The organism is Fontisubflavum oceani (assembly GCF_030407165.1).
Classification (GTDB): Bacteria; Pseudomonadota; Alphaproteobacteria; order Rhodobacterales; family Rhodobacteraceae; genus Rhodophyticola; species Rhodophyticola oceani.
On record NZ_CP129111.1, the window covers coordinates 2910794 to 2936301 of the forward strand.

Consider the following 25508-nt stretch of genomic DNA (forward strand, 5'->3'; position numbering starts at 1 on the left):
GTCGGGCTAGAAATTGGATAGCCTGTCGGACTGGTTCCAAGAAGTGGAAAGTTGTCGGGAAAGTGGCGGAGGTCAGGCCAAGTGGTGTTCAGCGGGCGGCAAGAACATGCCGAATATTGGCATTTTCTTGCTTAACTGTTTCGTGTCTCGCATCTTCACCGCTCGGCAGATTTTTGCCAAATCCATAGTAATAGTTGGAGGTTTCGTCAGATCTTCTGGTTTTACTCACAGAGATACCCACAGGGCTGGTGGTAAAAATCGACTATATTGTATCACTTTTGGAAACACGTGCTTGTCGCGGTATCGGAAACAATTTGTCAACGCTCCGGCCAATTTGGGCAAGAATGGGGCGGAAACAATCTCTCCGAACCCCCTCCAAAGTACCTCCCATGTCACCAGTCTGCGCCATAGTCGATTCGCGAAAGCGGATCACCGTTTTGTCGTCGACGACCAGATTCCAAGCCGAGTGGCCATTCTGGGTCGGCCTACTCCAGGCTCTCAATCCCCGAGCCGCCGCGCCGACCGCCGCAGCAAAATGGCGGCCGCTGCCACCGGGAGCGACAGGTGTCGCTTGTCACATATATCTGGTGAAGTATGGGCTGGTACCCGAGGTCGGACTCGAACCGACAAGCCTTGCGGCGGGGGATTTTGAATCCCCTGCGTCTACCAATTCCGCCACTCGGGCCCAGAGAGGATCGTCTACCGCCGGTCGCAGGCGGCGTCAACGGGCGAAGATCATTTGATCGCAGGCAATTGCGCCCTCGCGAAATCCTCCTCAAGCAGCGCTGCGAGAATCGCACCACCTCCGTTTGGAAAACGTGTTTTCCCGCGCTACACCCCGGCTAGAACATCACCCCAACAAGCCACAGCGTGATCCCTGGGAAGGCCACCAAAATCACCACGCGGATCAGGTCAGAGGCCACAAATGGCGCCACCCCGGCATAGGTCCGTGCGATGGGAATATCCCGGGCCATCGAATTGATGATGAACAGATTCATCCCAACCGGCGGCGTGATCAGCCCGACTTCGACGACAATCAGCGCTAAGATTCCGAACCAGATCGCCGCCTCCTCTGGCGAAAGAGTATAGCCCCAGAAGGTGAACTCCAGCGCCATGATGATCGGGAAGAAGATCGGAATGGTCAGCAGGATCATCGAGAGTGAATCCATCACGCAGCCAAAGATCAGATAGGCCACGAGCATGATCGAGAGGATCAGAAGCGGCGCGTAGCCCTGCGTGGTGATCCAGTCTACCAACTGCGCCGGGGCTTGAGTGAAGGCCAGGAAGGAGTTGAAGAGTTGCGCACCTAGAACAATGAAGAAGATCATCGCGGTCGCTTGCGCGGTGGCCAGGACGGAGTCGAGGAAGCCCTTCCAGGTCAGCCCGCCGGTCGCGAGCCCATAAATCCCCGTCGCAACAGCGCCCACGGCGGCCCCCTCGGTCGGAGTGAAGAGCGCCTGCACGCCGTCTTGAGCCCAGTTCCAATCCGCCGCGATGCCGCCCATGACCAGGCCGAAAATCACCACAACGGGCCAAATCTTGGCCATGGTCTTCAAACGCTGTGCATAAGGCACGCGCTCGGCCGTGGTTGCGGCCCCGGGGCGAAGCCGCACATAGATCGCCACGGTGAGCATATAACCAATAGCCGCAAGAATGCCGGGTATAAGCGCGGCCACAAACATCTTCACGATGTTCTGCTGCGCCAGGATCGCGTAGATCACCAGGATGATCGAGGGCGGGATCAGGATGCCAAGCGTGCCGCCGGCGGCCAAAACCCCGGTGCTGAGGCTGTCAGAATAACCCCGCTTCCGCATCTCGGGCAGCGCCACCTGCCCCATGGTCGAGGCCGTGGCGAGCGACGAGCCGCAGACCGCGCCGAAACCGGCGCAAGCCCCAACCGCGGCCATCGCGACGCCGCCCTTACGGTGGCCAAGCCAATCCGAGGCCGCTTGGAACAGCGCCCCGGACATCCCCGATTTTGTTGCGAACTGCCCCATGAGCAGGAAAAGCGGCACGATCGACAGGTTGTAATTGGAAAACGTGTCATAAGTCAGCGATTTGAGCTGGCTCAGCGGTGCTGAGGGCCGCCCCAACACGATCCATGTGCCCACAAACCCCGTGACCGCCATGGCCACGCCAATCGGCACCCGCAGGAATATCGCCACCAACATCAACGCGAAGGCGATGATCGCGAGTTCCAACCCGGTCATGCTGCGGCCTCATATCCGGCGGCTACCCAGTTGATCGAGCGCCAGACCGTATAAAGTGCCACGATGAAGAAGAGCGCTGCCCCGATCACCGAAAGCCCATAAGGAATCCAGGTTGGGATCTCCAATTCATAGGTCGTCTCAGGGAAGAACGGCCGCGACCCGAAGCCAAAAACGCTCCGCAGCTCGTCCGAGCCATAAGGAAACTTCTCGCCGAAGCCGAGCCAGATCCGCCAGAGGATCACATAGGCGACAATCGCCAGGAGGATATCCCCCACCAGCCCGGAAAACGCCTTCACCCTGGGCGGCATGTTCTGCACCACGATGTCCACCGCCACATGGCCGCGTTTTAACTGACACCAAGGCAAGAACGCGAAAACCGCAATCGCGCAGCCCGCCTCCACCAATTCGTAGTCACCGGTGATCGGGCTCAGCCCAAACCCATCAAGCGCCCGCCCGATGATCGAGACGCAGACCATCACCGCCAAAACCGCCAGCAGCACGCCACCGAAATAGGCAAGCCCACGGGCCATTCGTTCCATCACACGGCCAGTCGCCGCCTCCCAATCGGGTGCCAATGCCATCTCTATCCGTTCCCTGCCCGCCGCTCTACTTGGCGCTACATTCCGATTAACGGCCCGCGCGCGTTCAATGCGTCCACATCGAACCCCGCAAGCGCTTTATATTCTGCGGCCACCTCGGCCAGTTCCCGATCACTGATCACATCTTCGATGGCGTCAAACCCATCCGGCGCGCGCGCGGCCACCTCATCAAGCACCTTGTCCGGCCCATCCCCGCGATTGGCCAGGATCAGGGCATTCACCGCCTCACGCCGATCCGCCTCATAAGCTGTCAACGCCTCCGGCACGCGCCCATGACGCATCAACTCGCGGGTCAAGACACGCGCGTCCAGAATTGCTTGGCTCGCCCCGTTGGAGCCAATTGGATACATCGCATGAGCGGCATCGCCCAAAAGGGTCACCCGCCCGAAACTCCATTGCGGCAGCGGATCGCGGTCGACCATCGGGTATTCCCAAATCCGTTCGGCGTTCTGAATCATCCAAGGAATGTTCAACCAATCGAATTGCCAATCGGCGAATTCGGGGGCGAAGTCGCTCAAACGGCCTTCACGGGTCCAGTCTTGCCGATCCCAATCGGTATCAGGTGGCAAAGCCAGATCGGCGATCCAGTTGATCCGCATTCGGCCATCGCCATGATCCTGCATCGGGTAGCAGACAAATTTCTTCGCCGAGGTGCCCGCCATCGCCATTGATCGACCGGTCAGAAACCTCGCCGCGTCCGTCACGCCGCGCCACATCATCGTGCCACCCCAGACGGCCGAGCCCTCATCGGGGTACAACTTTGCCCGTGCAACTGAATTGATCCCGTCGCAGGCGACGAGAAGCTCTCCATGAAGATCGTCTTGCTGCTCGCCGGTTGTTCTGTCTTCCAGGTGAACCCGCACGCCATGCGGCGCTTCGGTCCATCTGGCCAAAGATCGGCCGGTTTGGACCACATCTGGCCCAGCGCGACTGATCAGGTTCCGCAACAGCATCAACTGGAAGCTCACCGCGATGGATTGAGTATTGCGGCCAGTTATATCCCGCCTCTAAGCCGCGTCGTTCGGTCCAGATCCGTTGACCCTGGCTTGAGAAATAGACCACCTCGCTCGTACGCAGACCAACCCCATCCAGCTCGATCTCCAGGTCCAGTTCAAACAGCTCGCGCACCGCATGAGGCTGGATGTTGATCCCCACCCCCATCGGTTTCAGCTCATGCACCGCCTCGACAATCTTGAACGGAATACCCTGTTGATGCAGCGATAGACCCAGGGTCAACCCGCCAATGCCGGCGCCTGCGATGATGACTGTCATGAAGCTTCCGCGCCTCCGTCACTTATGACGTGGTAAAGGAAAAGACTGGGTTCGGACGGCGCCTTTGCCGCCCGAACCCGAATAGCGACGGCGACTACATCGAGTCCCCGGCGTGGCGCGCAACAGCGGCTCGCGCGTCTTCGACCATCGCGGCACCGTCAAGACCAAGGCCGTTCATCTCCTCGATCCAATCCGCGGTGACCTCCTCACCGACGGCACGAAGCTCGGCAACGACCTCATCGCTGAGCGTGACAATCGTGTTGCCCCGTTCGGTGATCATATCTTCGGCCAGCGTGTCACCCTCATCCATGGCGCGCCCTGCCCAAGCCGAAGCATCGATCCCGGAATTGGCATCAATAATGGCCCGCAAGTCATCGGGAAGGCTGGCATAAGTGTCGTTGTTCATGCCCCAGATAAAGAAGGTGTTGTAGAGCGCCCGGTCGCCGCCGATCTGCGTATGGCTATCGGCCAATTCTTCGACACGCAGGGCGGGCACCACTTCCCATGGGATCACGCCGCCATCCACCACGCCACGCGAGAGCGCTTCGGGGAAGGCAGGCACCGGCATCCCGACCGGCGTTGCGCCAAGACGCTCCAGAAGCGCGTTTGCCTGCCGCGACGGACCACGAAGCTGCAACCCGTCGAAATCGGTAATCGCCTCGATCGGATCACCGGTTTTGTGGATCACACCCGGGCCATGCACATGCACCGCCATCACGTGAATATCGGCAAACCGGCTGTCGAGCATGTACTGCTCGGTGAATTCCCACGCCGCACGGCTGCTATCTTCCGCATTCATTGAGGTCATGAAGGGCAGTTCCATGGCCTCAGCCTCCGGGAACCGACCCGGCGTGTAAGCAGGCAGCGCCCAACCACAATCGATCACGCCGTCGCGGATCTGATCATAAAGGGCGGGCGGCGATCCGCCGAGTTGCATTGCCGGATAGAGTTCCACATCGATGCGCCCGCCGGATTGCTCCTCAACCTGCGCGGCCCATGGCTCCATGAAGAAGCGCGGGACCGACCCCATCGGCGGCAAGAAATGCTGGCAGCGCAGGGTCACTTCTGCCTGCGCATAGGCGGCACCAGTCTGACCTGCCGCGCCAATTCCCAAGGCAACAAGGCCAATTGCCGCCGTTTTCAGCGTGATGTTCATCATAATCCTCCCTGATCCGGCATCGTGCCGCGTGATCTCTTTCCAATGGGACTAAGCCCCAGCTATCACGCGCGGTCAAAGCTTTTTATGGCTTTTCTCCCCTGCCGCTCCTGCGGAAACGACCCTGCCGCGCGCACCTCGATAGAAACACTCTTAACCAAGCGGTCGGGTTTGTCATCAGGTTTTTTACGCCCTGCGGTTGACCCGGCCCGACCAATACGGCATCGGCCCGAGGAACAGGCAAACATAAAGGGCGCTGATGATCCGGCCGCTATATGATTGGACACTGGGGCTCGCAGGGCACCGGCACGCGCTTTGGGCCCTGGCCTTGGTTTCGTTTACGGAGAGTTCGTTCTTTCCGATCCCCCCGATATCCTGATGATTCCGATGATACTGGCCGCACCACATCGCGCCTTCCTGATCGCCGGCGTCTGTTTGATATCGTCGGTCCTTGGCGGGCTCGCGGGCTACGGCATCGGGTATTTCTTTTTTGAGCAGATCGGACAGCCGATCCTTGCCGCTCTCGGCAAAACCGAGCAGATCACGGCCTTCAATCAGCGCTTCAATGATCTCGGCTTCTGGCCCGTGCTGATCGCGGGGCTGACCCCGTTCCCGTATAAGGTGATTACCATCATGTCGGGTTGGACCGCCCTGCCCCTTGGCACGTTCATTGTGACCTCGATTATCGCCCGGGGTCTGCGCTTCTTTATCGTTGCCGCGTTGCTCTGGCGCTACGGCGCCCCCATTCGTGACTTTATCGAACGCCGTCTTGGGTTGATGTTCACGCTCTTTATCGTGATCCTACTGGCCGGGTTCTATATTGTGAGGGTCCTGTGACACGTCGTTCCTTGATTTTGCTCGCCGGGTTTGGATCGGCCGCGATGCTGCTCGGAGCCTTTGGGTTTCAATATATCGGCGGGCTCGCCCCCTGCGCGATGTGCCTGTGGCAGCGCTGGCCGCATGCCGTCGCCATTGCTCTGGGCGTGATTGGCGCGGCGATCCCATCGGCGCTGATCGCTTGGTCAGGCGGCCTGACGATGCTGACTAATGCGGGCATCGCGCTTTACCATACCGGCGTCGAGCGCGATTGGTGGGAGGGTCCGCAAAATTGCACCGGCGCGGCCGCGCAGGACCTCGGCTCGATGTCCGCAAGCGATCTGCTGGCCACCGATACCGGTCCGCAAATCGTCCTTTGTGATGAGGTCGCCTGGGAGATGTTTGGCCTCTCCATGGCCAGCTGGAACGGGCTTGTCTGCCTGGCGCTAGCGCTGATCTGGTTCGCCGCTGCCGCGCGCAACCGCACAATCGGCTAACCCAAACTCGCCCCAAATCCGTGGCAACTGGCCGGGCCGAGGGCTCCCTCTATAGGGGGCGCGAGGCCCGGCCACCCGCCTTCACCGGGGGCGCGCACCGGTCCGTGTGTTCAAAAGCAAACTGGTTTCGCTGGTCTCGACGCCCTCCATCCGCCGGATCTCAAACAGCACCCGATCCAACTCCTCCAACGTCTCGGTTCCCAATTCGACAATCAAATCCCATTTGCCATTGGTCGAATGCACCGCCTGCACCGCCATAAGACCGGTCAAGCGCGTCATCAGCCGCTCCGCCCCCGGGCCAGACACCGCCAACATCATCAGCCCGCGCACCGGATGGTTCGCCAAATCCGCCGCTGTCACCACAGTGAAACCCCGGATATCGCCGCGGGCCTGCATCTTCTCGATCCGCGCCCGAACTGTGGCGCGTGACACGCCAAACCGCGCCGCCAGATCCGACAAGGACGCCCGCGCGTCCCGCTTCAACGCCGCCAAGAGCCGTTGATCCATATCATCTATTTGCAAACCAGAAGCCTCCGCATCGGCACATATCTAGACTTTTTGCGCAATCTGGAGGGTTTTGTCTAATCCATTTCGGCAGGTATTGAGCAACAAACGCGCGACATCACGGACACTCTATGCCCCAACCTTGTCTCCTCCTCGGTGCCCCGGTCGATAGCGGCAAACGCCGCGACGGCTGCTTGATGGGTCCAGATGCCTACCGCACCGCTGGTCTGGCTAAGGCCCTCACCGAGCTTGGCCGGGAGACCCGCGACCTCGGCAACTTAACGCCCGCGCCCTTCGGCCAGCCCAGCCACCCAAACCAGGCGCTGCATGCGCTCGCCGAAACCATCGCCTGGACCGAAACACTGACCCAGGCCGCCCAAGCCGCCATGACTGACGGCTTCCCGATCTTCCTCGGCGGCGATCACAGTCTTTCGCTTGGGTCCGTGGCCGGTGTCACAGCCCATGCAAAAGCCCAAAGCCGCCCACAATTCCTGCTCTGGCTCGATGCCCATGCGGATTTCCACACGCCCGACACGACCACTTCGGGCAATCTGCACGGCACGCCGGTGGGGTATATCGCGGGACGGGCCGGGTTTGATCTCTTCCCGCCCCTGGCGGCGCCGATCCCGGAAGAAAACATCTGCATCCTCGGCCTCCGCTCCGTCGACCCGCAAGAAGACGCTGCCCTGACCCAAACCCGGATTGCCGCCCATGACATGCGCGCGATTGACGAATACGGCATCGCGACGCCGCTCCGCAGCTTCCTGGCCAAGGTCGCGGCGGCCAATGGCTTCCTGCACGTCTCCTTGGATGTCGATTTCCTCGACCCCGGTATTGCGCCCGCCGTCGGCACCATGGTTCCGGGCGGCGCCACCTTCCGCGAGGCGCATCTGGTGATGGAAATCCTGCATGACAGTGGCCTCGTCACCTCGCTTGATCTGGTCGAATTGAACCCGTTCCTCGACGAACGCGGTCGCACCGCGTCGCTGATGGTCGATCTCACCGCGTCACTCATGGGCCGCAAGGTCTTTGACCGACCAACCCAGAGTTTCGCCGCATGAACCTGCAAGCGCCCAATGCCGTGGTGATGATCCGTCCACATCATTTTCGCCCCAATCCCGAGACCCGGGCTGACAACGCCTTTCAATCTGAGACGATAGGCACGTCGCACACCGCGCTGGCTGAATTCGACGCTGCCGTCGAGAGCTTCCGCGCGGCCGGTGTCACCGTCCATGTCTTCGAGGATGAACGCACCGACACACCGGATTCTGTCTTTCCAAACAATTGGTTCTCCACTCATGCCGGCGGCCATGTGGCGATCTATCCGATGTTTGCCGAGACCCGACGCCGGGAGCGCCGATGGGATGTGATCGAGATGTTGAAACGCGACTATCGGGTGCAGGATGTGATCGATTATTCCGGCCTGGAGCCCGACGGTTTGGCGCTGGAAGGCACTGGCGCGATGGTGCTCGACCATACGGGCCATGTGGCTTATGTCGCCGCCTCGAACCGCGCCGATCCGGTGTTACTGGAGCGGTTCTGCACCCATTTCAACTATGAACCGATTGTCTTCGATGCCCGCGACAGCATCGGCCGCGCGATTTATCACACTAATGTTCTGATGGGCATCGGCACCGATTACGCACTGGTCGGTCTCGACATGATCACCGATGCGGAGCGGCGCGCCACGGTCCAGGCCCGGTTGGAGGAAACCGGCCATGATGTGATCGCGCTGACGCCGGAACAGATCCACGGCTTCGCTGGCAATGCGTTTGAACTGACCGGGCGTGAGAGTCGCATTCTCGCCCTGTCCGACACCGCTCTGGCCGCGCTCACGCCCGCCCAAATCGCCCGGATCGAGGCGAGCGCCACGCTCCTTCCCCTCGCCGTTCCCACCATTGAAGCCGCAGGCGGCTCTGTCCGTTGTATGCTGGCTGGCATCCACCTGTCCCGCCGTTGAGACCTGACATCATGACCCTGCCCCAACCCTCCGAGCGCGCCTTCGTTCCCTTCGTCTCCGTCGAGGCGATGATGCAACTGATCCACCAAGTGGGCTTGGAGCAGATGCTGCGCGAACTGGCGGACTATATCGAGGCCGATTTCCGCCGCTGGCCACTCTTTGATAAGACGCCCCGCGTCGCGTCGCATTCGGTCGAGGGCGTGATCGAACTGATGCCGACCTCTGACGGCGAGCTTTATGGATTCAAATACGTCAACGGCCATCCAAAGAACATGAAGGAAGGCCTACAAACCGTTACAGCATTTGGGCTTTTGGCTGATGTCGCCACCGGATACCCGATGCTGCTGAGCGAGATGACAATCCTCACCGCGCTGCGAACGGCGGCGATGTCCGCCATGGCCGCGAAACATCTCGCGCCGAAAACCGCGACCACTATGGCGATGATCGGAAATGGCGCGCAGTCGGAGTTTCAATGCCTCGCCTTCAAAGCCATCTGCGGCATCGACACGGTCCGCCTCTACGATATCGATCCCGCCGCGACGGCCAAAGCGATCCAGAATCTCGCGGGCCAAGGCCTCACGCTTCCAGGCCTGCAAAACCCCCGAAGAGGCTATGGAAGGCGCGCAGATCATCACGACCTGTACGGCCGACAAGCAATTGGCCACGATTCTAACCGACAACATGATCGGCTCCGGTGTCCACATTAATGCGATCGGCGGCGATTGCCCGGGCAAAACCGAGCTGCATCGCGACATTCTTCTGCGCTCCGACATCTTCGTCGAGTTCCCGCCACAGACCCGGATCGAAGGCGAGATACAGCAATTGCCCGAAGACCATCCCGTCACCGAGCTTTGGCAAGTCATCGAGGGGACCGCGACGGGCCGCAGCTCGCCCGCCCAGATCACGCTTTTTGACAGCGTCGGTTTCGCGATCGAGGACTTCTCAGCCCTGCGCTATATCCGCGACCGATTGGAAGACACGGGCCTCTATCAGCAACTCGACATGCTGGCCGATCCCGACGACCCGCGCGATCTCTTCGGCATGGTCCAGCGGGCGAAGCCTGCGATCTGAGCCGACGCACAACCGGAATAGGTTACAAAATCCGGCAAATCCCGGTATTTTTGCGACCTATCAATGCAGCGGGAACTCCCCCACCACATTTCGCCATTCGCCCGGCGCGATCATTTTTCGATGGGTGAATCGCACCGAGTGCAGCGGGCCTTCGATTTCGTCCTGCCAGAATTCGATAAACTTGAAAAGCCGGGGGTAATCCGGGGCCAAGTCATAATCCTGCCAGACGAAGGTGTTGAGAACACTCTGAAAATCCGGCATCCGGTAGCACATTTCGGCTGTGGTCAACCCATAGCCCTTCAACATCAGCTCGGTCTCGGTTTCTGCCATTGGGCACCTCTTGCCTGGTCCCTTCCTGGTGTCAGCCTGCCACAGGGTGGTTAATTTTCAAAGAAAACAACCTGTTAGCAAGGTGGCCGAGCGGCTGCCAACGGCAGCGCGCATCCCCCATTGCACCCCATATGCAGTTACCGTTATACTCTGACCCAACAAAATATAGACGCAGCCAAAAGCGAGCACATACGCGTGACTGACACGCCAGAACCCCTGAAAACATGGACGAAACCGCGCCCGAACGCCCCGAGTATTCCGGCCCGTCCATTGACATCACCGACGAAATGAAAACCTCCTTCATCGATTATGCGATGTCGGTGATCATTTCGCGCGCCATTCCAGACCTGCGTGACGGGTTGAAACCGGTTCACCGGCGCATCCTCTACGCGATGCATGAAACCGGGAATTCGCACGACAAATCCTACCGCAAATCCGCCCGCCCGGTCGGTGATGTGATGGGCAAATATCACCCACATGGTGACGGGGCGATTTATGACGCGCTGGTGCGGATGGCACAGGATTTCTCGATGTCTTTGCCGCTTCTCGACGGGCAAGGCAATTTCGGATCGATGGATGGCGATAACCCGGCGGCCATGCGCTATACCGAAGTCCGTATGGACAAGCCGGCCGCGTTTTTGCTGACCGATATCGACAAAGACACGGTCGATTTCCAAGACAACTATGACGGCAAGGACCAGGAACCGACGGTTCTGCCCGCCCGGTTCCCGAATATGTTGGTCAATGGCGCGGGCGGCATCGCCGTCGGTATGGCAACCAATATCCCGCCTCATAACCTCGGCGAGGTGATCGACGCCTGTCAGGCCTTGATCGTGAACCCAGATCTGACCAGCGAAGAACTGATCGACTACGTGCCTGCGCCAGACTTCCCGACCGGCGGAATCATTCTTGGCCGCACTGGTGCTCGGAAGGCCTATCTCGAAGGACGTGGCAGCGTCATCATCCGCGCCAAAACCCGCGTCGAGGAGATTAGGAAAGATCGCTATGCCATTGTTCTTGATGAGATTCCTTATCAAGTCAACAAAGCGAGCATGATCGAGAAGATCGCGGACCTGGTCCGCGAAAAGAAGATCGAAGGGATCAGTGCCGTCCAGGACGAATCCGACCGGATCGGCGTGCGTGTGGTGATCGAGTTGAAGCGCGATGCCACTGCCGAAGTGGTGCTCAATCAACTGTTCCGCTTCACCCAGATGCAGACCTCTTTCGGCTGCAACATGCTGGCATTGAACGGCGGGCGGCCCGAGCAACTGACGCTACGTGGGTTCCTGACTGCGTTCCTCGATTTCCGCGAAGAAGTTGTGGCGCGACGCACGGCTTTTGAACTGATGAAGGCGCGCGAGCGTTCGCATATTCTCTGCGGTCTGGCCGTTGCTGTGAGCAATGTCGACGAAGTTGTTGCAACCATTCGAAAATCCGCCGATGCGGCTGAGGCGCGGCAAGCGTTGATGACGCGCCGCTGGCCCGCCGGAGAGATTGCCGATTACATCCGGTTGATCGACGACCCGACCCATAAGATGAACGAGGACGGAACTTACAACCTGTCGGAGACCCAAGCGCGCTCCATTCTGGAACTGCGCCTCCAGCGGCTCACCCAGATCGGGGTGAAAGAAGTCACCGATGAGCTGCAGGAGCTGGCCGAGAAGATCAAAGACTACCTCGCTATCCTCGCCTCACGCGAACGGATCATGGCGATCATCTCCTCCGAATTGGCCGATGTGAAAGAGCAATTCGCCGTGCCGCGCCGCACCGAGATCATCGATTGGTCGGGCGATATGGACGACGAAGACCTGATCGAGCGCGAAGATATGGTCGTGACGATCACCGCGGGCGGCTATATCAAACGCACCCCTCTGGCCGAATTCCGGGCGCAACGGCGCGGCGGCAAAGGCCTCTCAGGCATGGCGACCAAAGAGGATGATGTGGTGACCACGCTGTTCGTGGCCAACACCCACACGCCGCTTCTCTTCTTCACCACCGATGGCATGGTCTACAAGCTGAAGACCTGGCGCTTGCCGATGGGCAGCCGGACGGCGCGCGGCAAGGCCGTGGTGAACATTCTGCCGATCCCAGTGGGCACCTCCATTGCGGCCGTTATGCCGGTCGACCGGGATGAGGCGGACTGGAACGATCTGCAAATCGTCTTTGCCACCTCGGCTGGTGATGTGCGCCGCAATGCGCTGTCGGATTTCGCCAATGTGATGCGCAACGGCAAGATCGCCATGCGGCTGCCGGAGGATGGCTCCGTCACCTTGGTCAACGCACGGATCTGCACTGAAGATGAAGACGTGATGCTGGTCACCGATGCCGGGCGCGCAATCCGGTTCCGGACGACCGATGTCCGGGTCTTCAAGGGCCGCGAGTCGACTGGTGTGCGCGGCATCCGCCTTGCCAGTGATCATAAGGTTGTCTCCATGGCGGTGATCCGTCACTTCGAGGCGAGCGCCGAAGAACGGGCAGCGTATCTGAAGATGCGTCGGGCGGTTGCTGGTTTGATGGAGGATGCCGATCTTCCTGACGAGGATGAAGAGGCCGCGGGCGATCTTTCGCTCAGCCAAGACCGCTATGCGGAGATGTCTGCTGCCGAAGACCTGATCCTGACGATCACCTCTGGCGGTTTGGGCAAGCTCTCCTCCTCGCACGACTATCCGGTGCGTGGGCGTGGCGGCCAAGGTGTCGCCGCGATCGACAAAGCCATGCGCGGCGGCCCGCTGGTGGCGAGCTTCCCGGTGGAACTGGAAGACCAAATCATGCTGGCCACCTCAAAGGGCCAATCAATTCGCGTGCCGGTCGAGGGCATTTCCTTCCGCTCCCGCAGTGCCGGAGGTGTGAAAGTGTTTAATACGGCCAATGGGGAAGAGGTCGTCAGCGTCGCCTGGATCGCGGATCAAGGGGATGATGACACCGCCGAGTAATCGCCACAATTGAGCCTAGGCGCACCGAGAGTCTTGCGGGCCGCCGCCCGACGCGCCCGGGCTTCGACACCACATTTTCATCTGAAAACATAGATTTCTCAGGTGGTTGTTTCACATTTCGTTGGCATTCTCGGGGTGGAGCCTGGCAGCTTCGGCCATTGGCCACCCCTGGGAAACAGTCCCGCCGGTGCGTTAATATAATCTCGCGAAATCACCTCAATACCCTCACAAACGCGCCTCAATTGAGAACAATAATTTATCTCGAACGTTATTGTCTTGCGCTGGAATAACTGCGGCGCCTGATACGAGCTTTGGGAAAACAAGATGCAAACCGGAAAATCCGACAGTGTGGTTCTTAGCACAGCGGCCCAGAATGTTCTTCGAATACTGATCGCATCATATTTTATTGCGGCGGCCCTGCAATTGATCCCAGGGACTGATCTGACACCGCTGACATCTCAGATCGTACCGGCACCTTATGCGTCCATCTTGGCGGCAGTCGTCGTCTTTGGGTTGGCATATCTGGTCATGATTGGCGTCTGGATGCGCGGGGCGGCTTTGCTGCTCGGATTGATGACGTTCTTTGCTTCTTACCTAAAGATGCTCGAATTGGGCTTGGAACAGGAGTTGGGAAGTTTCTGGCGTGATCTGGCGTTGATCGCGGCATTGATCCTGACCTATGCGGAGAATGCGCCGCAGAACCGCCTTGGGCGCCGCGCTATTCGGCGCCATGTGACGCCCCGTCGCATTCGCCGCACCGTGGAGTTTGTTGCCCCGGAGGACCCAGAGCAGATGCCAGAGGGGGTAGCAAACCGTGTCGCACGCGTTGTTGCAACGGCAGAAGAGGAGGTCATGCCCGACTTCTCCGAACTGGAAGATGACGAGCGTATAACCGCGCAGATGCGCCACGCCCTGACGGCCCCATAAAAACACAATCGGGGCCGGGTGCGCCCCTTTTCAAGACTGGCTCAGGCGGATACATCCGCCGCTATGACACACCCCCTTCATATCATCGGCGGCGGCATGGCCGGATCCGAGGCCGCGTGGCAAGCCGTTCAGATGGGCGTTCCCGTGGTGATCCACGAAATGCGACCCAAGACCGGCACCTTCGCCCATCAAACGGGCGATCTGGCGGAAATGGTCTGCTCCAATTCCTTCCGCTCCGACGATAATGAGCAAAACGCCGTCGGTCTTTTGCATTGGGAGATGCGCGAAGCGGACGGATTGATCATGGAGATGGCGGACCGTCACCGCCTGCCCGCCGGTGGAGCCCTGGCTGTTGATCGAGAGCCCTTTGCGGCGGATGTCACGGCACGGCTACAGGCCCATCCGCTCGTCACAATCTCCGGCGATGAAATCACCGCCCTGCCCGAGACCGGCCCGGTCATCATCGCGACCGGCCCTCTCACCTCAGGTGCCCTGGCCGAGGCCATTGCGGCGGAGACGGGCCAAGACAGCCTGGCCTTCTTCGACGCCATCGCCCCGATCGTTTATGCCGACAGCATCGACATGTCGAAAGCCTGGATGCAATCGCGCTATGACAAAGGCGAGACCGAGGAAGAACGCACGGCCTATCTCAACTGCCCGATGGACCGCGATCAATATGAAGCGTTCATCGACGCCCTTCTAAGTGCGGAGAAGACGGCGTTCAAACCGGGTGAGACGGCGGGCTATTTCGATGGCTGCCTGCCGATTGAGGTGATGGCGGAACGCGGGCGGGAGACCTTGCGCTTTGGTCCGATGAAGCCCGTAGGTCTGACCAACCCGCATCAACCGGATGTGAAAGCTTATGCGGTTGTGCAGCTCCGGCGTGACAATAAGCTGGGCACTTTGTTCAATATTGTCGGCTTCCAGACGAAGATGAAATACGGCGCGCAAAGCACTGTTTTCAAAATGATCCCTGGGTTGGAAAACGCGAGCTTTGCCCGTCTTGGCGGCATCCACAGGAACACCTTCATCAACTCGCCCACCTTGCTCGATGATCAAATGCGCCTTCGCTCGAAGCCGCATATCCGCTTTGCCGGGCAAATTACCGGCGTCGAAGGCTATGTCGAATCCGCCGCCATGGGGCTTCTTGCCGGGCGCATGGCCGCCGCAGAACTGCGGGGCGAAACCTTAACGCCTGTGCCGCACGTCACCGCGATGGGCGCGCTGATCCATCACATCACAGGCGGCGCGGAGGCAAAGACCTTCCAGCCGATGAACGTGAATTTCGGCCTCTTCCCGCCCGTCGAGGGCCTGGAAGGGGGGCGTCGGGGGCGCAAGGATCGCTACAAAGCCTACACCGATCGCGCCAAAGCCGCCTGGACCGAATGGCTTGGCCAGACCACGCTGGACGCCGCCTAAACCTCGCTGCTAGGCTCGGGCGCATGACGGATGGATTTCTGAAGAAAGTCTATGGGCTCCAAGGCAAACGTGCTGTGCAGGAGTATTATGACAAATGGGCCGAGACCTATGATGCTGAGGTCGGCGCGAATGGCTATGCCACACCTGCGCGATGTGCGGCGGCGCTTCGGAGCACGGGCCTGTCGTTCGACGCGCCGATCCTCGACATGGGTTGCGGCACCGGGCTGTCCGGCGTGGCGCTGGCGGCTGAAGGATTTTCGGTGATCGATGGCTGCGATTTGTCGTCCGGCATGTTGGATCACGCCCGCGCGCGCGGCCTCTATCGGCACCTGTTTCTGTCTGGCGAGACGCCGCCAGACAGCTATGACGTCGTGGCTGCCGTCGGCGTGATTGGTCCGGGCGCGGCGCCGGCTTCACTCTTTGGCACCTGCCTTGATCTGCTGCGGCCTGGCGGGCGCTTGGTGTTTTCCTACAATGATCATGCATTAGAAATCCCGGAGTATCCCGCAACGCTCGCGGCGGCGCGGGAACGTGGAACGGTCCGCACGCTGTTCGAAGAGCGCGGGGACCACCTGCCAGAGATCGACGTGAAATCCACCGTATATGTTATTGAAAAGACGTGACATTCACCACACGCTTTGCCCCATCTCCAACCGGCCCGCTGCATCTGGGCCATGCGTATTCGGCCTGCTTGGCCTATGACATGGCACAAGCCGCACGCGGGCGATTTCTGCTCCGGATCGAAGACATCGACCAATCCCGATCTCGACCGGAATGGGAGGCACAGATTTTCGATGACCTGCGTTGGCTCGGCCTCTCCTGGCCCGAACCGGTGCTGCGCCAATCCGAGCAGATGGCCAGCTATGACGCCGCTTTGCGCCAACTCCACACGCTCGGCCTGATCTATCCCTGCCACTGCAACCGCAAAGACATCTTGGCCGCGCTCAACGCCCCGCAAGAAGGGGCCGCGTTACCGACCGGCCCCGACGGCCTCCTCTATCCCGGCACCTGCCGCATTTCGCCGGCTGACGCGCGCAACGTGCCCTTCGCGGCGGGGGTCTGGAGGTTGAACATGCGCGCCGCGGTGGAGCACATGAAAACGCCCTCCCTCAGTTATCTTGAGATGGGCGAAGGAGATGGCGTAACCCCTGGCACCGTCCATCTGTCTCCAGAGCATTTTCTGGAACACATCGGCGATATCGTGTTGGCCCGGCGTGACATGGGCACGTCGTATCATCTCTCCGTCGTGTTAGATGACGCAGCACAAAACATCACCCATGTGATCCGCGGCGCCGACCTCTCGGAGGCAACCGCGATCCATGTGTTGCTCCAACGGCTTCTGGGCCTACCCACACCCATCTATCATCACCACCGCATGATCCGGGACGACGCAGGCAAACGCCTCGCCAAACGCGATGATGCGCGGGCCATCGCAAAATATCGGGCGGAGGGTGCCAGCTCGGCAGATATTCGAGCGATGATAGGTCTTTAGCGCGCGGCGTTACTCTTCCGGTGCCATCAGTTCCACCTCTTCGCCATCGCGAATCGCGGTGTAGAAACACACCCGGCGATTGGTGTGGCAGGCGGGGCCGTCTTGCCGGACCAGAACCAGTAGACAGTCGCGATCGCAATCAACCCGCATCTCCACCAGATGCTGCAAGTGACCGCTGCTCTCGCCTTTCACCCAAAACGCCTGCCGCGAGCGCGACCAATAGGTGACGCGGCCCGTCTCAAGGGTCTGCGCCACGGCGGCGGCATTCATCCAGGCCAGCATCAAAACCTCGCCCGTCTCGGCCTCTTGGGCAATCGCGGGCAAAAGCCCATCAGCATTGTAACGGAGTGTTTCAGGATCGAACGACATCTTGCGCGGGGCCTCTTTGCAAAGCGGGTCAGCGCCGCTACCTATAGGCGAGACGCGATGGAAGGCAAACCGATGACCGCCGAGACCGATCTGATCAAGCTTTATTCGCAGCGCATCTTGGCGCTGGCAGCGGACATGCCTTTGGCCGAGCGCTTGGAGGCCCCCATGGCCAGCGTGAAGAAACGTGCGCCGCTCTGTGGGTCGACAGTAACGGTGGATTTGGACGTCGAAGACGGGCGGATCAGCCGCTTTGGCCAAGACGTGAAAGCCTGCGCCTTGGGCCAAGCCTCCGCCGCGTTGATGGGGCAGAACATTTTGGGCCGCACACAGGCCGAGGTTGAAGCCGCCCGCGACGCGCTAAAAGCGATGTTGAAGGACGGTGGGCCGCCCCCGGGGGCGCCGTTTGCGGGCTATGACGTTCTCGAACCCGCGCGGGATTACAAGAACCGCCACGCCTCGATCATGTTGGCACTCGAAGCCACCTCCCAGGCCATGGCGGAAGCGCAGCAAGCCGACTGCGCCTGAGCCTCCAACTCAATACCCGTTGATAAAAAAACCGCCGCGCTCCGGGGCAATGGAGGCGGCGGCAGTCGCGTGTCTCTAGGTCAGGGTCCCGAATGCAGGCTCAGGCAGAAACCACATTCATCAGGCAGTGAGATCGGGGCGGCAAATGGGGACGGGCCGCGCCGAATAAAGGCCCCTGACAGACCGCAGGCAGTGTCGTGATGTCAGATCAATCCGGGCAGATGAAACAGGCCAACCGTCAGACCAGCCAAAAGCAGCACGCCGACGCTATCAGAGAGCAGCGTGTCGCGGGATTGGGCGAGAATACGGGCGGCTTGGGCAATCATGGGGGCGGTCCTGTCTCAATCTTTTGTTGACCTTTTGTTCTCATTTTCTCGCCGCCATGTAAAGAACTTTTTGAGAACATGTGCGAACAAAAGCCGATTTCACGTGTTAACCAACTGAAATCAGGCGAATTGCTTTCTCCTGCTCCAGGAGCCAGAGCAAGACCCGCATCGATTGCCCGCGCGGGCTTTTGAGCTTCGGGTCTCGTTCAAGCAATGCCCGCGCATCGCTCTGCGCGATTGCCATCAGCGCGGTTTGGCTCTCCAGATCGGCCACCCGAAAGCGCGGCATACCCGATTGCGCCGTACCGATCAGGTCGCCTGCGCCGCGAATGGCGAGGTCTTCCTCCGCGATCCGAAAGCCATCTTCGGTCTCGCGCAACACGCTCAACCGTCGTTTCGCGCTCTCGCCCAACGGGCTGCGATACATCAGGAGGCAGGTGGAAGCCGCTGCCCCGCGCCCGACACGGCCCCGGAGTTGGTGGAGCTGCGCCAGGCCGAAAATTTCCGCCTGTTCGATCACCATGATCGACGCGTTGGGCACATCCACCCCAACCTCGATCACCGTCGTGGCGACCAACACCCGGGTCCGACCGGCCTGGAAATCGGCCATAGCGCGGTCTTTCTCCGCCTGCGGCAGTTGCCCATGGACCAAGCCCACGACGCCTTCTCCAAGTTCGGCGCGCAGCGCTTTGAACCGTTCCTCCGCCGCGGTCGCTTCGTAAACTTCGCTTTCCTCAACCAGCGGGCAGACCCAATAGGCCTGTCGCCCCTTTTCCACCGCATCGCGCAAATGCTGCACCACTTCGGCGATCCGCGCGGTGGAAATCAGCGCCGTCTTCACCGGTGTCCGGCCCGGCGGTTTCTCGTCCAAGACGCTGATGTCCATATCGCCGTATTGCGCGAGGCTGAGCGTGCGCGGGATCGGCGTCGCCGTCATCACCAGCATATCCGCCGCCCGGCCCTTCTGGCTCAGCCGAATTCGTTCGCGCACGCCAAACCGGTGTTGTTCATCGACAATCGCCAGGCGCAAATCGGCAAATTCCACATCGTCTTGAAACACGGCATGGGTGCCAACGAGGATCTGAATGTCGCCGTGCGCCAGGGCCGCGAGCTTCGCCTTCCGCTCCGCGCCTTTGTCGGCCCCCGTCAGCATTTCGATCACAACGCCCGCGGTCTCTGCCAGCGGCTTCAGGTTGGCATAATGTTGCGCCGCCAGGATCGAGGTCGGCGCCATCATCACCCCTTGCCCGCCGGCCTCGACCGCGATCAATAGCGCCATGAGCGCCACCAGGGTTTTGCCAGCGCCCACATCGCCTTGCAACAGCCGGCTCATCCGCACCGGCTCACCCATATCAGCCGCGATCTCATCCAAGGCGTGCAGTTGCGCGCCGGTCGGGCTAAACGGCAGAGACCCCAACACCTTTTGCCGCAAGTGCCCATCGCCGATCGACGCGAATCCTTTGGCTTTGCGCACCGATAAGCGAGCGAGGCCGAGGGTCATCTGATGGGCCAACAACTCATCATAGGCCAGGCGTTCACGCGCTTTCGCGCTGCGTGAGAGGTCTTCGGGGCCTTGCGGATGATGCGCCTGGGCCAGCGCCTCCGGCCAGGCGGGCCAGCCTTTGCGTTTCAGCAGCTCCAGGTCGATCCATTCCCCGAGATAGGGCGCGCGCGGCAAGGCGGAGGCCACCGCTTTCGCCATGCCTTTCTGTGTCACACCGGCGGTCAGCGGATAAACCGGCTCGTAAGCGGGGATTTGGTCAGCCTCTTCGGGCGGCAGGATGTGGTCAGGATGCGGCATCTGCGCGATGCTCTCAAAAAGCTCCACTTTGCCCGAGACCACCCGGCGGCTTCCGGTCGGCAGGACCCGTTCCAGATAATCACCGCGCGCATGGAAAAACACGAGCTGGAAGCTGGTCTGCGCGTCGCTCACCTCGACGCGATACGGCCCCCGCCCGCTCGGCTTGCGGTGCTTTCCGACCGTCACCTCAACCGTCGCCATGCCGGGGAGGTCCACCTCACGGATAGACGCGCGGCGGCTGCGATCCATACCGCCAATCGGCAGCGTCAAGAGCAGGTCTTTCGGCGTTTCCACATGAAGGCCCGCATAGTGTTTCGCGGTCTTCGGGCCGACACCATCAAGCGTCTCAAGCCCGGCGAAAAGCGGGAAGAGTATCTCTGGCCTGCCCCGGGCTTCAGGCATCGCCGATCAACGCCAGCCAAGCGTCCTCATCGATGGTCTCAACACCAAGATCGGCGGCTTTCTTGGCCTTTGATCCCGCCCCCGGCCCCGCCACCAGAAGATCGGTCTTTGCCGAAACGGACCCCGCCACTTTCGCACCCAAACCTTCGGCCCGTGCCTTCGCCTCGGCGCGGGTCATCTTTTCCAAACTGCCGGTAAAGACCACAGTTTTGCCAGCGACCGGACTGTCCGATGCCGCTGGCATCTCCGCATTTTCCACGGTGAGATGCGCGGCCAATCGATCGATGGAGGCGCGCTCGCGGGCCTGTTGAAAACTCATGACCAGAGAGACGGCCACGGTTGCACCGATCCCATCGATGCCAACCAGATCGTCCCAGGCCGCCCGCGCCGACGGATCAAGCCCGTCCCACACTGCCTGTCTCACCGCCGCCAGATTGGCGCGACGCCCGCCATCGGCGGCCTGCCGACGCTCCGCCGCCAGCGCATCCTCCGCCGCGCGGTGCCGATCGGCGGCTGGCGCCGCAGCATCGATGGCGGACAGAAACTCGTCCCAACTGCCGTAGTGGCGCGCCAGATCGGACGCCGCAACCTCGCCCACATGGCGGATACCAAGCGCGAAGATCACCCGAGCCAAGGGGATTGTTCGCTTGTCATTGATCGCGGCAAAGAGATTGTTGGCCGAGGTTTCGCCCCACCCTTCGCGGTTCCTCAGCTGTTGCAATCCCGTTCCATACCGGGCTTCCAGTTCGAAGATGTCAGCTGGCTCCGCGATCCAGGTATCTTTGTAGAATTGCTCCACTTGTTTCGCGCCAAGACCCTCGATATCGAAAGCAGCGCGCGAAACGAAGTGCTTCAGTTTTTCAACGGCTTGCGCCGGGCAGATCAAGCCGCCGGTGCAGCGGCGGACGGCATCTCCCTCTTCGCGCACGGCGTCTGAGTTGCACTCTGGGCAGATCGCCGGGAAGACGAACGGCGCGGCGGTGTCGGGGCGCTTCGAGAGATCAACATCGGCCACTTTCGGGATCACATCGCCCGCGCGATAGACCTGGACCCAATCGCCCTCGCGAATGTCCTTGCCGCTGCGGATCGGGCCACCCTTCGCATCGCGACCGGCAATGTAGTCTTCGTTGTGAAGCGTCGCGTTTGACACGACGACACCTCCGACCGTGACGGGGGTGAGCCGCGCAACGGGGGACAGCGCGCCAGTCCGGCCAACCTGAATCTCGATCTTCTCAAGCCGAGTCCATGCCAGTTCGGCGGGAAATTTATGCGCGATGGCCCATCGCGGCGTCGTCGACCGGAGACCAAGCCGCTGTTGCAGCGCCAGATCGTCGAGTTTGTAAACCACGCCATCAATGTCATAGCCAAGCGTGGCCCGCGCCTGTTCGATTGCGGCGTAATGCGCCAAAAGCTCATCCGTGCTCTCGCAGCGTCGGGTGAGGTCATTGGTCTGAAACCCCAAATCGGCGAGCCGTTCAATCGCCTCCATTTGGCTATCGGCTAGGGGTCGGACACCGCGCCCCAAGCATATGCGAAAAACCGCAGCGGGCGGGCGCGTGTTATTCTCGGATCAAGCTGGCGCAGAGATCCAGCGGCCGCATTGCGTGGATTGGCGAAAGTCTTCTCACCGGCCTCGGCTTGGCGGGTATTGAGCGCGGTAAAATCCGCGTGGCTCATATAGACCTCACCGCGGACTTCCAACAGGGCCGGTGCACCGTCGAGACGCTCTGGGATATCCGTAATGGTTCGCGCATTTGCGGTGACATTTTCACCAACAGCGCCGTCGCCACGCGTTGCGGCCTGAACCAAAACGCCCTCTTCGTATCGAAGGGAGAGCGACAATCCGTCTATCTTAGGTTCAGCGGTAAAGGCCAGTTTCTCAGTCGGCTCCATGCCCAGATACCGGCGAATGAAGCTTGCAAATTCCGCCACATCCTCGGCATCAAACGCATTACTGAGCGAGAGCATTCGCTCAGCATGCGCAACTTTCGAAAACCCCTCTGCCGGGGCGGCCCCCAGATGTTCGCTCGGGCTGTCACTGCGTTTGAGGTCAGGGAACACGGCCTCGAGCGCCGCGTTCTCTTTCTTCAGCGCATCATAGTCCGCGTCGCTGATCTCAGGGGCATCATCTTGATGATAGGCCAGATTTGCAGCGGCAATCTCTAGCGCCAACTCAGCCAAGCGCGCCTCTGCCTCAGCCCTCGTCATGGCGGCGACCTGGCCTTGCTTTGCGCCTGCCTTGCTCATATTCCGCTCCCGCGCTCTGATCCTTGCAGAGTGATAGGAGGCAGGCGCGGTCAGGTCCAGTGCGAGATGTCGACGGCGGCCCGATCAGGCGCTCGCGGCGATGTGCTCTGTGTTGAGCGCGGGCTGCGGATCGCGCAAGACATATCCCCTGCCCCAAACCGTCTCGATATGATTGTCGCCACCGGTCGCCTGACTGAGCTTCTTGCGCAGCTTGCAGATGAAGACATCGATGATTTTCAACTCAGGTTCGTCCATGCCGCCATAAAGATGGTTCAAGAACATCTCTTTGGTCAGCGTCGTGCCTTTGCGGAGACTCAACAACTCCAGCATCTGATATTCCTTGCCAGTCAGATGAACGGCGCGACCTTCGACATCAACGGTTTTCGCGTCGAGATTCACCGCGATTGATCCTGTTTTGATCACCGACTGCGCATGGCCTTTCGACCGGCGAATGATCGCGTGGATTCGCGCGACAAGCTCTTCACGGTGGAACGGCTTGGTCAGGTAGTCATCCGCACCGAACCCGAACCCCTTCAGCTTGTTTTCGGTATCGTCTGCACCCGAGAGGATCAGTATCGGCGTCTCGATCCGCGCGAGACGCAACTGCCGCAGGACTTCATGGCCAGTCATATCAGGCAAGTTTAGATCAAGAAGAATTAAATCGTAATCATAAAGCTTTGCGAGATCGATCCCTTCTTCGCCAAGAGGTGTCGAATACACGTTCAGATCGGCATGGCTCAACATCATCTCGATGCTTTTCGAAGTGGTGGGATCGTCTTCGACCAACAGGACGCGCATCAATTCTCTCCGATTCTTATCCGGCGTTGACGCTACCCCTGAGGTGAAATGGTTAATTACAAGTTACCCTTTTAGATAGTTCCGCACGGTGGTCTAAGTTTCAATCCCGTAAATGCCATTTATTGACGGTAACGTTGTATGGCGGTTGCCCGCAAGGCGGCTTCACCATGGGTCGCAACCGCCTCTTTCCACGCAGTTAATTCCTCTTCGGACAGGCTCCAGGTCTCCATAGCTTCCGTGGCGGAAACCAACCCAAACTCAACCGCCCGCACCACCGCGGCCTTGCGGCTCGCGACCCAACGGCGGGTTGTTGGGCTGGGCAAATCTGCCCGGGTCATCTGCGTGCCGTCGGGCAATGTGACAACATGCGGCTCTTTTATACGCCGGATATACATGACGATCCTCTCTCATATCAGTCTTGGCCCAAAAACTTGCAGGAAACTGCTTAAAGAGGTGTAAGTGCGGGGCTTGAGGATAGGGCGCATTTTCCTATATTGCGCTGGAACTCACCCCCGCAGGAGCAGCCTGATGGCCCTTGACCGCCCGACAGACGCGTTGAACTCGCTTGGCTTTGCCAAAGCGCCGGCGGACACACGCGTGGTCGTCGCCATGTCAGGAGGCGTCGACAGCTCCGTCGTAGCGGCGCAGCTGGCCGAAGAGGGCTATGATGTCGTTGGCGTGACATTGCAGCTTTACGATCACGGTGCGGCGCTGGCCAAGAAAGGCGCCTGTTGCGCCGGGCGGGATATTCATGATGCGCGTCGTGTGGCCGAGGAAATGGGCTTCCCGCATTATGTGCTGGATTATGAAAATACCTTTCGGGAGGCCGTGATCGACGAATTCGCCGATAGTTATTTGGCGGGCGCGACACCTGTGCCCTGCATTCGCTGCAACGAGCGGGTGAAATTCAAAGATCTTTTGGAAACCGCGAAAGATCTCGATGCCGATTGCATGGCCACCGGGCACTATATCCAGCGGAAAATGGGACTAGAAGGGCCAGAATTGCACTCCGCAGCGGATGCAGGCCGCGACCAATCCTATTTTCTGTTTTCCACAACGCCGGAACAGCTGTCTTATCTGCGCTTCCCGCTTGGTCATCTGGCCTCGAAAGCGGAGACCCGGGCTTTGGCCGGCAAATACGGGCTGAGCGTGGCGGACAAGCCGGACAGCCAAGACATCTGCTTCGTGCCCAATGGCAATTATGCCGCCGTGATCGAAAAGCTCCGTCCGGGCGCGGGTGAACCTGGCGATATCGTCGATATGGAGGGCCAAGTCCTGGGCCAACACACCGGCGTGATCCATTACACGATCGGCCAGCGGCGCGGGCTTGGCATCGGCGGACTGACCGATCCGCTCTATGTGGTGAAACTCGACCCCGACAGCCGCCGCGTGGTGGTCGGCCCGAAAGAGGCGCTTTCCACTCGTGTCGTCCCGGTCCGTGAGATCAACTGGCTGGGCGATGCGCCGTTCACCTCGCAGGACGAATGGCATATGGGCGTGAAAATCCGCTCCACCCGCCCGCCGCGGGACGCGATCATCCGCCCAATCTCCGAGACGGAGGCCGAGGTTGAATTGCTGACCCCAGAAGAAGGGGTGAGCCCAGGCCAGGCTTGCGTGTTCTATGCCCCCGAAGGCAGCCGCATCTTTGGCGGTGGCTGGATCTGGCGCGGACAATAGGTCACCGGATCGGAGAGCTTTCGAATTTCGGACGCCTCTTGGTGGCCGCCTGGCTGCGGCACGCTATGGCCGGCCCTCGCGCGCCAAACCCGCCGCGCGCCGGATAAGCGCGTGGGCCACGTTGCTCAAGACCTGATAGCGACCGGCCATTTCTGCAACACAACCGATGGCGTGCGA

At 60.4% G+C, this 25508-nt stretch carries 20 protein-coding genes, 1 tRNA gene and 4 pseudogenes; 12 read left to right on the plus strand and 13 right to left on the minus strand.

Going from position 1 to position 25508, the window contains the following annotated elements:
* Window positions 1–600: 600 nt before the first annotated feature.
* The 5 genes from QTA57_RS14815 to QTA57_RS14835 form a co-directional block, all read right to left on the minus strand.
* Window positions 601–685 (minus strand) — tRNA-Leu (locus QTA57_RS14815).
* A 157-nt stretch (window positions 686–842) separates the two neighbouring features.
* A complete protein-coding gene (locus QTA57_RS14820; protein ID WP_290152189.1) occupies window positions 843–2210 on the minus strand; it encodes a TRAP transporter large permease in 1368 nt (455 codons plus the stop codon).
* Window positions 2207–2791, minus strand: coding sequence for a TRAP transporter small permease (locus QTA57_RS14825; RefSeq protein ID WP_171560836.1), 585 nt, complete (start codon window positions 2789–2791; stop codon window positions 2207–2209). The genes QTA57_RS14820 and QTA57_RS14825 overlap by 4 nt, the downstream gene beginning before the upstream one ends.
* Window positions 2792–2826: 35 nt before the next feature.
* Window positions 2827–3762 carry an FAD-dependent monooxygenase gene (locus tag QTA57_RS14830; RefSeq protein ID WP_330696808.1) on the minus strand — a complete coding sequence of 312 codons (936 nt, stop codon included), beginning with the start codon at window positions 3760–3762 and terminating at the stop codon, window positions 2827–2829.
* A gap of 413 nt (window positions 3763–4175) precedes the next feature.
* The gene (locus QTA57_RS14835; RefSeq protein WP_171561058.1) at window positions 4176–5237 is read right to left on the minus strand and encodes a TRAP transporter substrate-binding protein; all 1062 of its coding nucleotides are present in this window, start codon (window positions 5235–5237) and stop codon (window positions 4176–4178) included.
* A 259-nt stretch (window positions 5238–5496) separates the two neighbouring features.
* Here QTA57_RS14835 and QTA57_RS14840 point away from each other — a divergent pair.
* Both QTA57_RS14840 and QTA57_RS14845 read left to right on the plus strand, forming a co-directional pair.
* Window positions 5497–6074: pseudogene (locus tag QTA57_RS14840) on the plus strand (YqaA family protein).
* On the plus strand, window positions 6071–6550 hold the full coding sequence (locus QTA57_RS14845; protein ID WP_290152191.1) for a disulfide bond formation protein B: 480 nt from the start codon (window positions 6071–6073) through the stop codon (window positions 6548–6550). The pseudogene QTA57_RS14840 and the gene QTA57_RS14845 overlap by 4 nt, the downstream one beginning before the upstream one ends.
* An 81-nt stretch (window positions 6551–6631) precedes the next feature.
* Here QTA57_RS14845 and QTA57_RS14850 read toward each other — a convergent pair whose 3' ends face one another.
* Window positions 6632–7057 (minus strand): Lrp/AsnC family transcriptional regulator, encoded by a 426-nt coding sequence (locus QTA57_RS14850; RefSeq protein WP_407933483.1) that lies wholly within the window; start codon window positions 7055–7057, stop codon window positions 6632–6634.
* 128 nt (window positions 7058–7185) lie between these two features.
* On the opposite strand from QTA57_RS14850, the gene rocF reads away from it, so the two are divergent.
* The 3 genes and pseudogenes from rocF to QTA57_RS14865 all read left to right on the plus strand — a co-directional run bounded on the left by rocF (window position 7186) and on the right by QTA57_RS14865 (window position 10085).
* Window positions 7186–8115, plus strand: coding sequence for an arginase (rocF, locus tag QTA57_RS14855; protein ID WP_290152193.1), 930 nt, complete (start codon window positions 7186–7188; stop codon window positions 8113–8115).
* Window positions 8112–9014 (plus strand): citrulline utilization hydrolase CtlX, encoded by a 903-nt coding sequence (ctlX, locus tag QTA57_RS14860; protein ID WP_290152194.1) that lies wholly within the window; start codon window positions 8112–8114, stop codon window positions 9012–9014. The genes rocF and ctlX overlap by 4 nt, the downstream gene beginning before the upstream one ends.
* Window positions 9015–9025: 11 nt before the next feature.
* Window positions 9026–10085 (plus strand): annotated as a pseudogene (locus QTA57_RS14865) (ornithine cyclodeaminase).
* A 60-nt stretch (window positions 10086–10145) separates the two neighbouring features.
* On the opposite strand, the gene QTA57_RS14870 reads toward QTA57_RS14865, so the two are convergent.
* On the minus strand, window positions 10146–10415 hold the full coding sequence (locus QTA57_RS14870) for an usg protein (protein ID WP_171560821.1): 270 nt from the start codon (window positions 10413–10415) through the stop codon (window positions 10146–10148).
* 195 nt (window positions 10416–10610) lie between these two features.
* Between QTA57_RS14870 and gyrA the strand changes: the two are divergent.
* From gyrA to gluQRS, 5 genes and pseudogenes are all read left to right on the plus strand, one after another.
* A pseudogene (gene gyrA / locus QTA57_RS14875) lies at window positions 10611–13348 on the plus strand (DNA gyrase subunit A).
* Window positions 13349–13672: 324 nt separating this feature from the next.
* Window positions 13673–14275, plus strand: coding sequence for a DoxX family protein (locus QTA57_RS14880; RefSeq protein WP_290152196.1), 603 nt, complete (start codon window positions 13673–13675; stop codon window positions 14273–14275).
* Between the two features lie 63 nt (window positions 14276–14338).
* Window positions 14339–15694: a methylenetetrahydrofolate--tRNA-(uracil(54)-C(5))-methyltransferase (FADH(2)-oxidizing) TrmFO gene (trmFO, locus tag QTA57_RS14885; RefSeq protein WP_290152197.1), complete on the plus strand. Its 1356-nt coding sequence runs from the start codon at window positions 14339–14341 to the stop codon at window positions 15692–15694.
* A gap of 23 nt (window positions 15695–15717) precedes the next feature.
* Complete coding sequence (locus tag QTA57_RS14890; protein ID WP_290152198.1) at window positions 15718–16317, plus strand: class I SAM-dependent DNA methyltransferase; 600 nt, start codon at window positions 15718–15720, stop codon at window positions 16315–16317.
* Window positions 16314–17186: a tRNA glutamyl-Q(34) synthetase GluQRS gene (gluQRS, locus tag QTA57_RS14895; protein ID WP_290152199.1), complete on the plus strand. Its 873-nt coding sequence runs from the start codon at window positions 16314–16316 to the stop codon at window positions 17184–17186. Before QTA57_RS14890 ends, gluQRS begins: the two co-directional genes overlap by 4 nt.
* Window positions 17187–17195: 9 nt before the next feature.
* On the opposite strand, the gene hisI is transcribed toward gluQRS, so the two are convergent.
* Window positions 17196–17555, minus strand: coding sequence for a phosphoribosyl-AMP cyclohydrolase (gene hisI / locus QTA57_RS14900; protein WP_290152200.1), 360 nt, complete (start codon window positions 17553–17555; stop codon window positions 17196–17198).
* A gap of 72 nt (window positions 17556–17627) precedes the next feature.
* On the opposite strand from hisI, the gene QTA57_RS14905 reads away from it, so the two are divergent.
* Window positions 17628–18080, plus strand: coding sequence for an iron-sulfur cluster assembly scaffold protein (locus QTA57_RS14905; protein ID WP_145217152.1), 453 nt, complete (start codon window positions 17628–17630; stop codon window positions 18078–18080).
* A gap of 203 nt (window positions 18081–18283) precedes the next feature.
* On the opposite strand, the gene QTA57_RS14910 is transcribed toward QTA57_RS14905, so the two are convergent.
* From QTA57_RS14910 to sciP, 5 genes and pseudogenes are all read right to left on the minus strand, one after another.
* Window positions 18284–18406, minus strand: a complete 123-nt coding sequence (locus QTA57_RS14910; protein ID WP_290152202.1) for a hypothetical protein — start codon at window positions 18404–18406, stop codon at window positions 18284–18286.
* Between the two features lie 106 nt (window positions 18407–18512).
* Window positions 18513–20609: an ATP-dependent DNA helicase RecG gene (recG, locus tag QTA57_RS14915; RefSeq protein WP_290152203.1), complete on the minus strand. Its 2097-nt coding sequence runs from the start codon at window positions 20607–20609 to the stop codon at window positions 18513–18515.
* Window positions 20602–22817: pseudogene (gene ligA / locus QTA57_RS14920) on the minus strand (NAD-dependent DNA ligase LigA). The gene recG and the pseudogene ligA overlap by 8 nt, the downstream one beginning before the upstream one ends.
* A 123-nt stretch (window positions 22818–22940) precedes the next feature.
* On the minus strand, window positions 22941–23654 hold the full coding sequence (ctrA, locus tag QTA57_RS14925) for a response regulator transcription factor CtrA (RefSeq protein WP_145209412.1): 714 nt from the start codon (window positions 23652–23654) through the stop codon (window positions 22941–22943).
* 119 nt (window positions 23655–23773) lie between these two features.
* Window positions 23774–24049, minus strand: a complete 276-nt coding sequence (gene sciP / locus QTA57_RS14930) for a CtrA inhibitor SciP (protein WP_290152205.1) — start codon at window positions 24047–24049, stop codon at window positions 23774–23776.
* A gap of 133 nt (window positions 24050–24182) precedes the next feature.
* On the opposite strand from sciP, the gene mnmA reads away from it, so the two are divergent.
* A complete protein-coding gene (mnmA, locus tag QTA57_RS14935; RefSeq protein WP_290152206.1) occupies window positions 24183–25331 on the plus strand; it encodes a tRNA 2-thiouridine(34) synthase MnmA in 1149 nt (382 codons plus the stop codon).
* Window positions 25332–25508 lie beyond the last annotated feature (177 nt).

Excerpts from the sequence above, each read along its gene's own strand:
- QTA57_RS14820 (WP_290152189.1), bottom strand. The coding sequence starts at position 2,210 with ATGACCGGGTTGGAACTCGCGATCATCGCCTTCGCGTTGATGTTGGTG.
- QTA57_RS14825 (WP_171560836.1), bottom strand. The coding sequence starts at position 2,791 with ATGGCATTGGCACCCGATTGGGAGGCGGCGACTGGCCGTGTGATGGAA.
- QTA57_RS14830 (WP_330696808.1), bottom strand. The coding sequence starts at position 3,762 with ATGCTGTTGCGGAACCTGATCAGTCGCGCTGGGCCAGATGTGGTCCAA.
- QTA57_RS14835 (WP_171561058.1), bottom strand. The coding sequence starts at position 5,237 with ATGAACATCACGCTGAAAACGGCGGCAATTGGCCTTGTTGCCTTGGGA.
- QTA57_RS14850 (WP_407933483.1), bottom strand. The coding sequence starts at position 7,057 with ATGGATCAACGGCTCTTGGCGGCGTTGAAGCGGGACGCGCGGGCGTCC.
- rocF (WP_290152193.1), top strand. The coding sequence starts at position 7,186 with ATGCCCCAACCTTGTCTCCTCCTCGGTGCCCCGGTCGATAGCGGCAAA.
- ctlX (WP_290152194.1), top strand. The coding sequence starts at position 8,112 with ATGAACCTGCAAGCGCCCAATGCCGTGGTGATGATCCGTCCACATCAT.
- QTA57_RS14870 (WP_171560821.1), bottom strand. The coding sequence starts at position 10,415 with ATGGCAGAAACCGAGACCGAGCTGATGTTGAAGGGCTATGGGTTGACC.
- QTA57_RS14880 (WP_290152196.1), top strand. The coding sequence starts at position 13,673 with ATGCAAACCGGAAAATCCGACAGTGTGGTTCTTAGCACAGCGGCCCAG.
- trmFO (WP_290152197.1), top strand. The coding sequence starts at position 14,339 with ATGACACACCCCCTTCATATCATCGGCGGCGGCATGGCCGGATCCGAG.
- QTA57_RS14890 (WP_290152198.1), top strand. The coding sequence starts at position 15,718 with ATGACGGATGGATTTCTGAAGAAAGTCTATGGGCTCCAAGGCAAACGT.
- hisI (WP_290152200.1), bottom strand. The coding sequence starts at position 17,555 with ATGTCGTTCGATCCTGAAACACTCCGTTACAATGCTGATGGGCTTTTG.
- QTA57_RS14905 (WP_145217152.1), top strand. The coding sequence starts at position 17,628 with ATGACCGCCGAGACCGATCTGATCAAGCTTTATTCGCAGCGCATCTTG.
- QTA57_RS14910 (WP_290152202.1), bottom strand. The coding sequence starts at position 18,406 with ATGATTGCCCAAGCCGCCCGTATTCTCGCCCAATCCCGCGACACGCTG.
- recG (WP_290152203.1), bottom strand. The coding sequence starts at position 20,609 with ATGCCTGAAGCCCGGGGCAGGCCAGAGATACTCTTCCCGCTTTTCGCC.
- ctrA (WP_145209412.1), bottom strand. The coding sequence starts at position 23,654 with ATGCGCGTCCTGTTGGTCGAAGACGATCCCACCACTTCGAAAAGCATC.
- sciP (WP_290152205.1), bottom strand. The coding sequence starts at position 24,049 with ATGTATATCCGGCGTATAAAAGAGCCGCATGTTGTCACATTGCCCGAC.
- mnmA (WP_290152206.1), top strand. The coding sequence starts at position 24,183 with ATGGCCCTTGACCGCCCGACAGACGCGTTGAACTCGCTTGGCTTTGCC.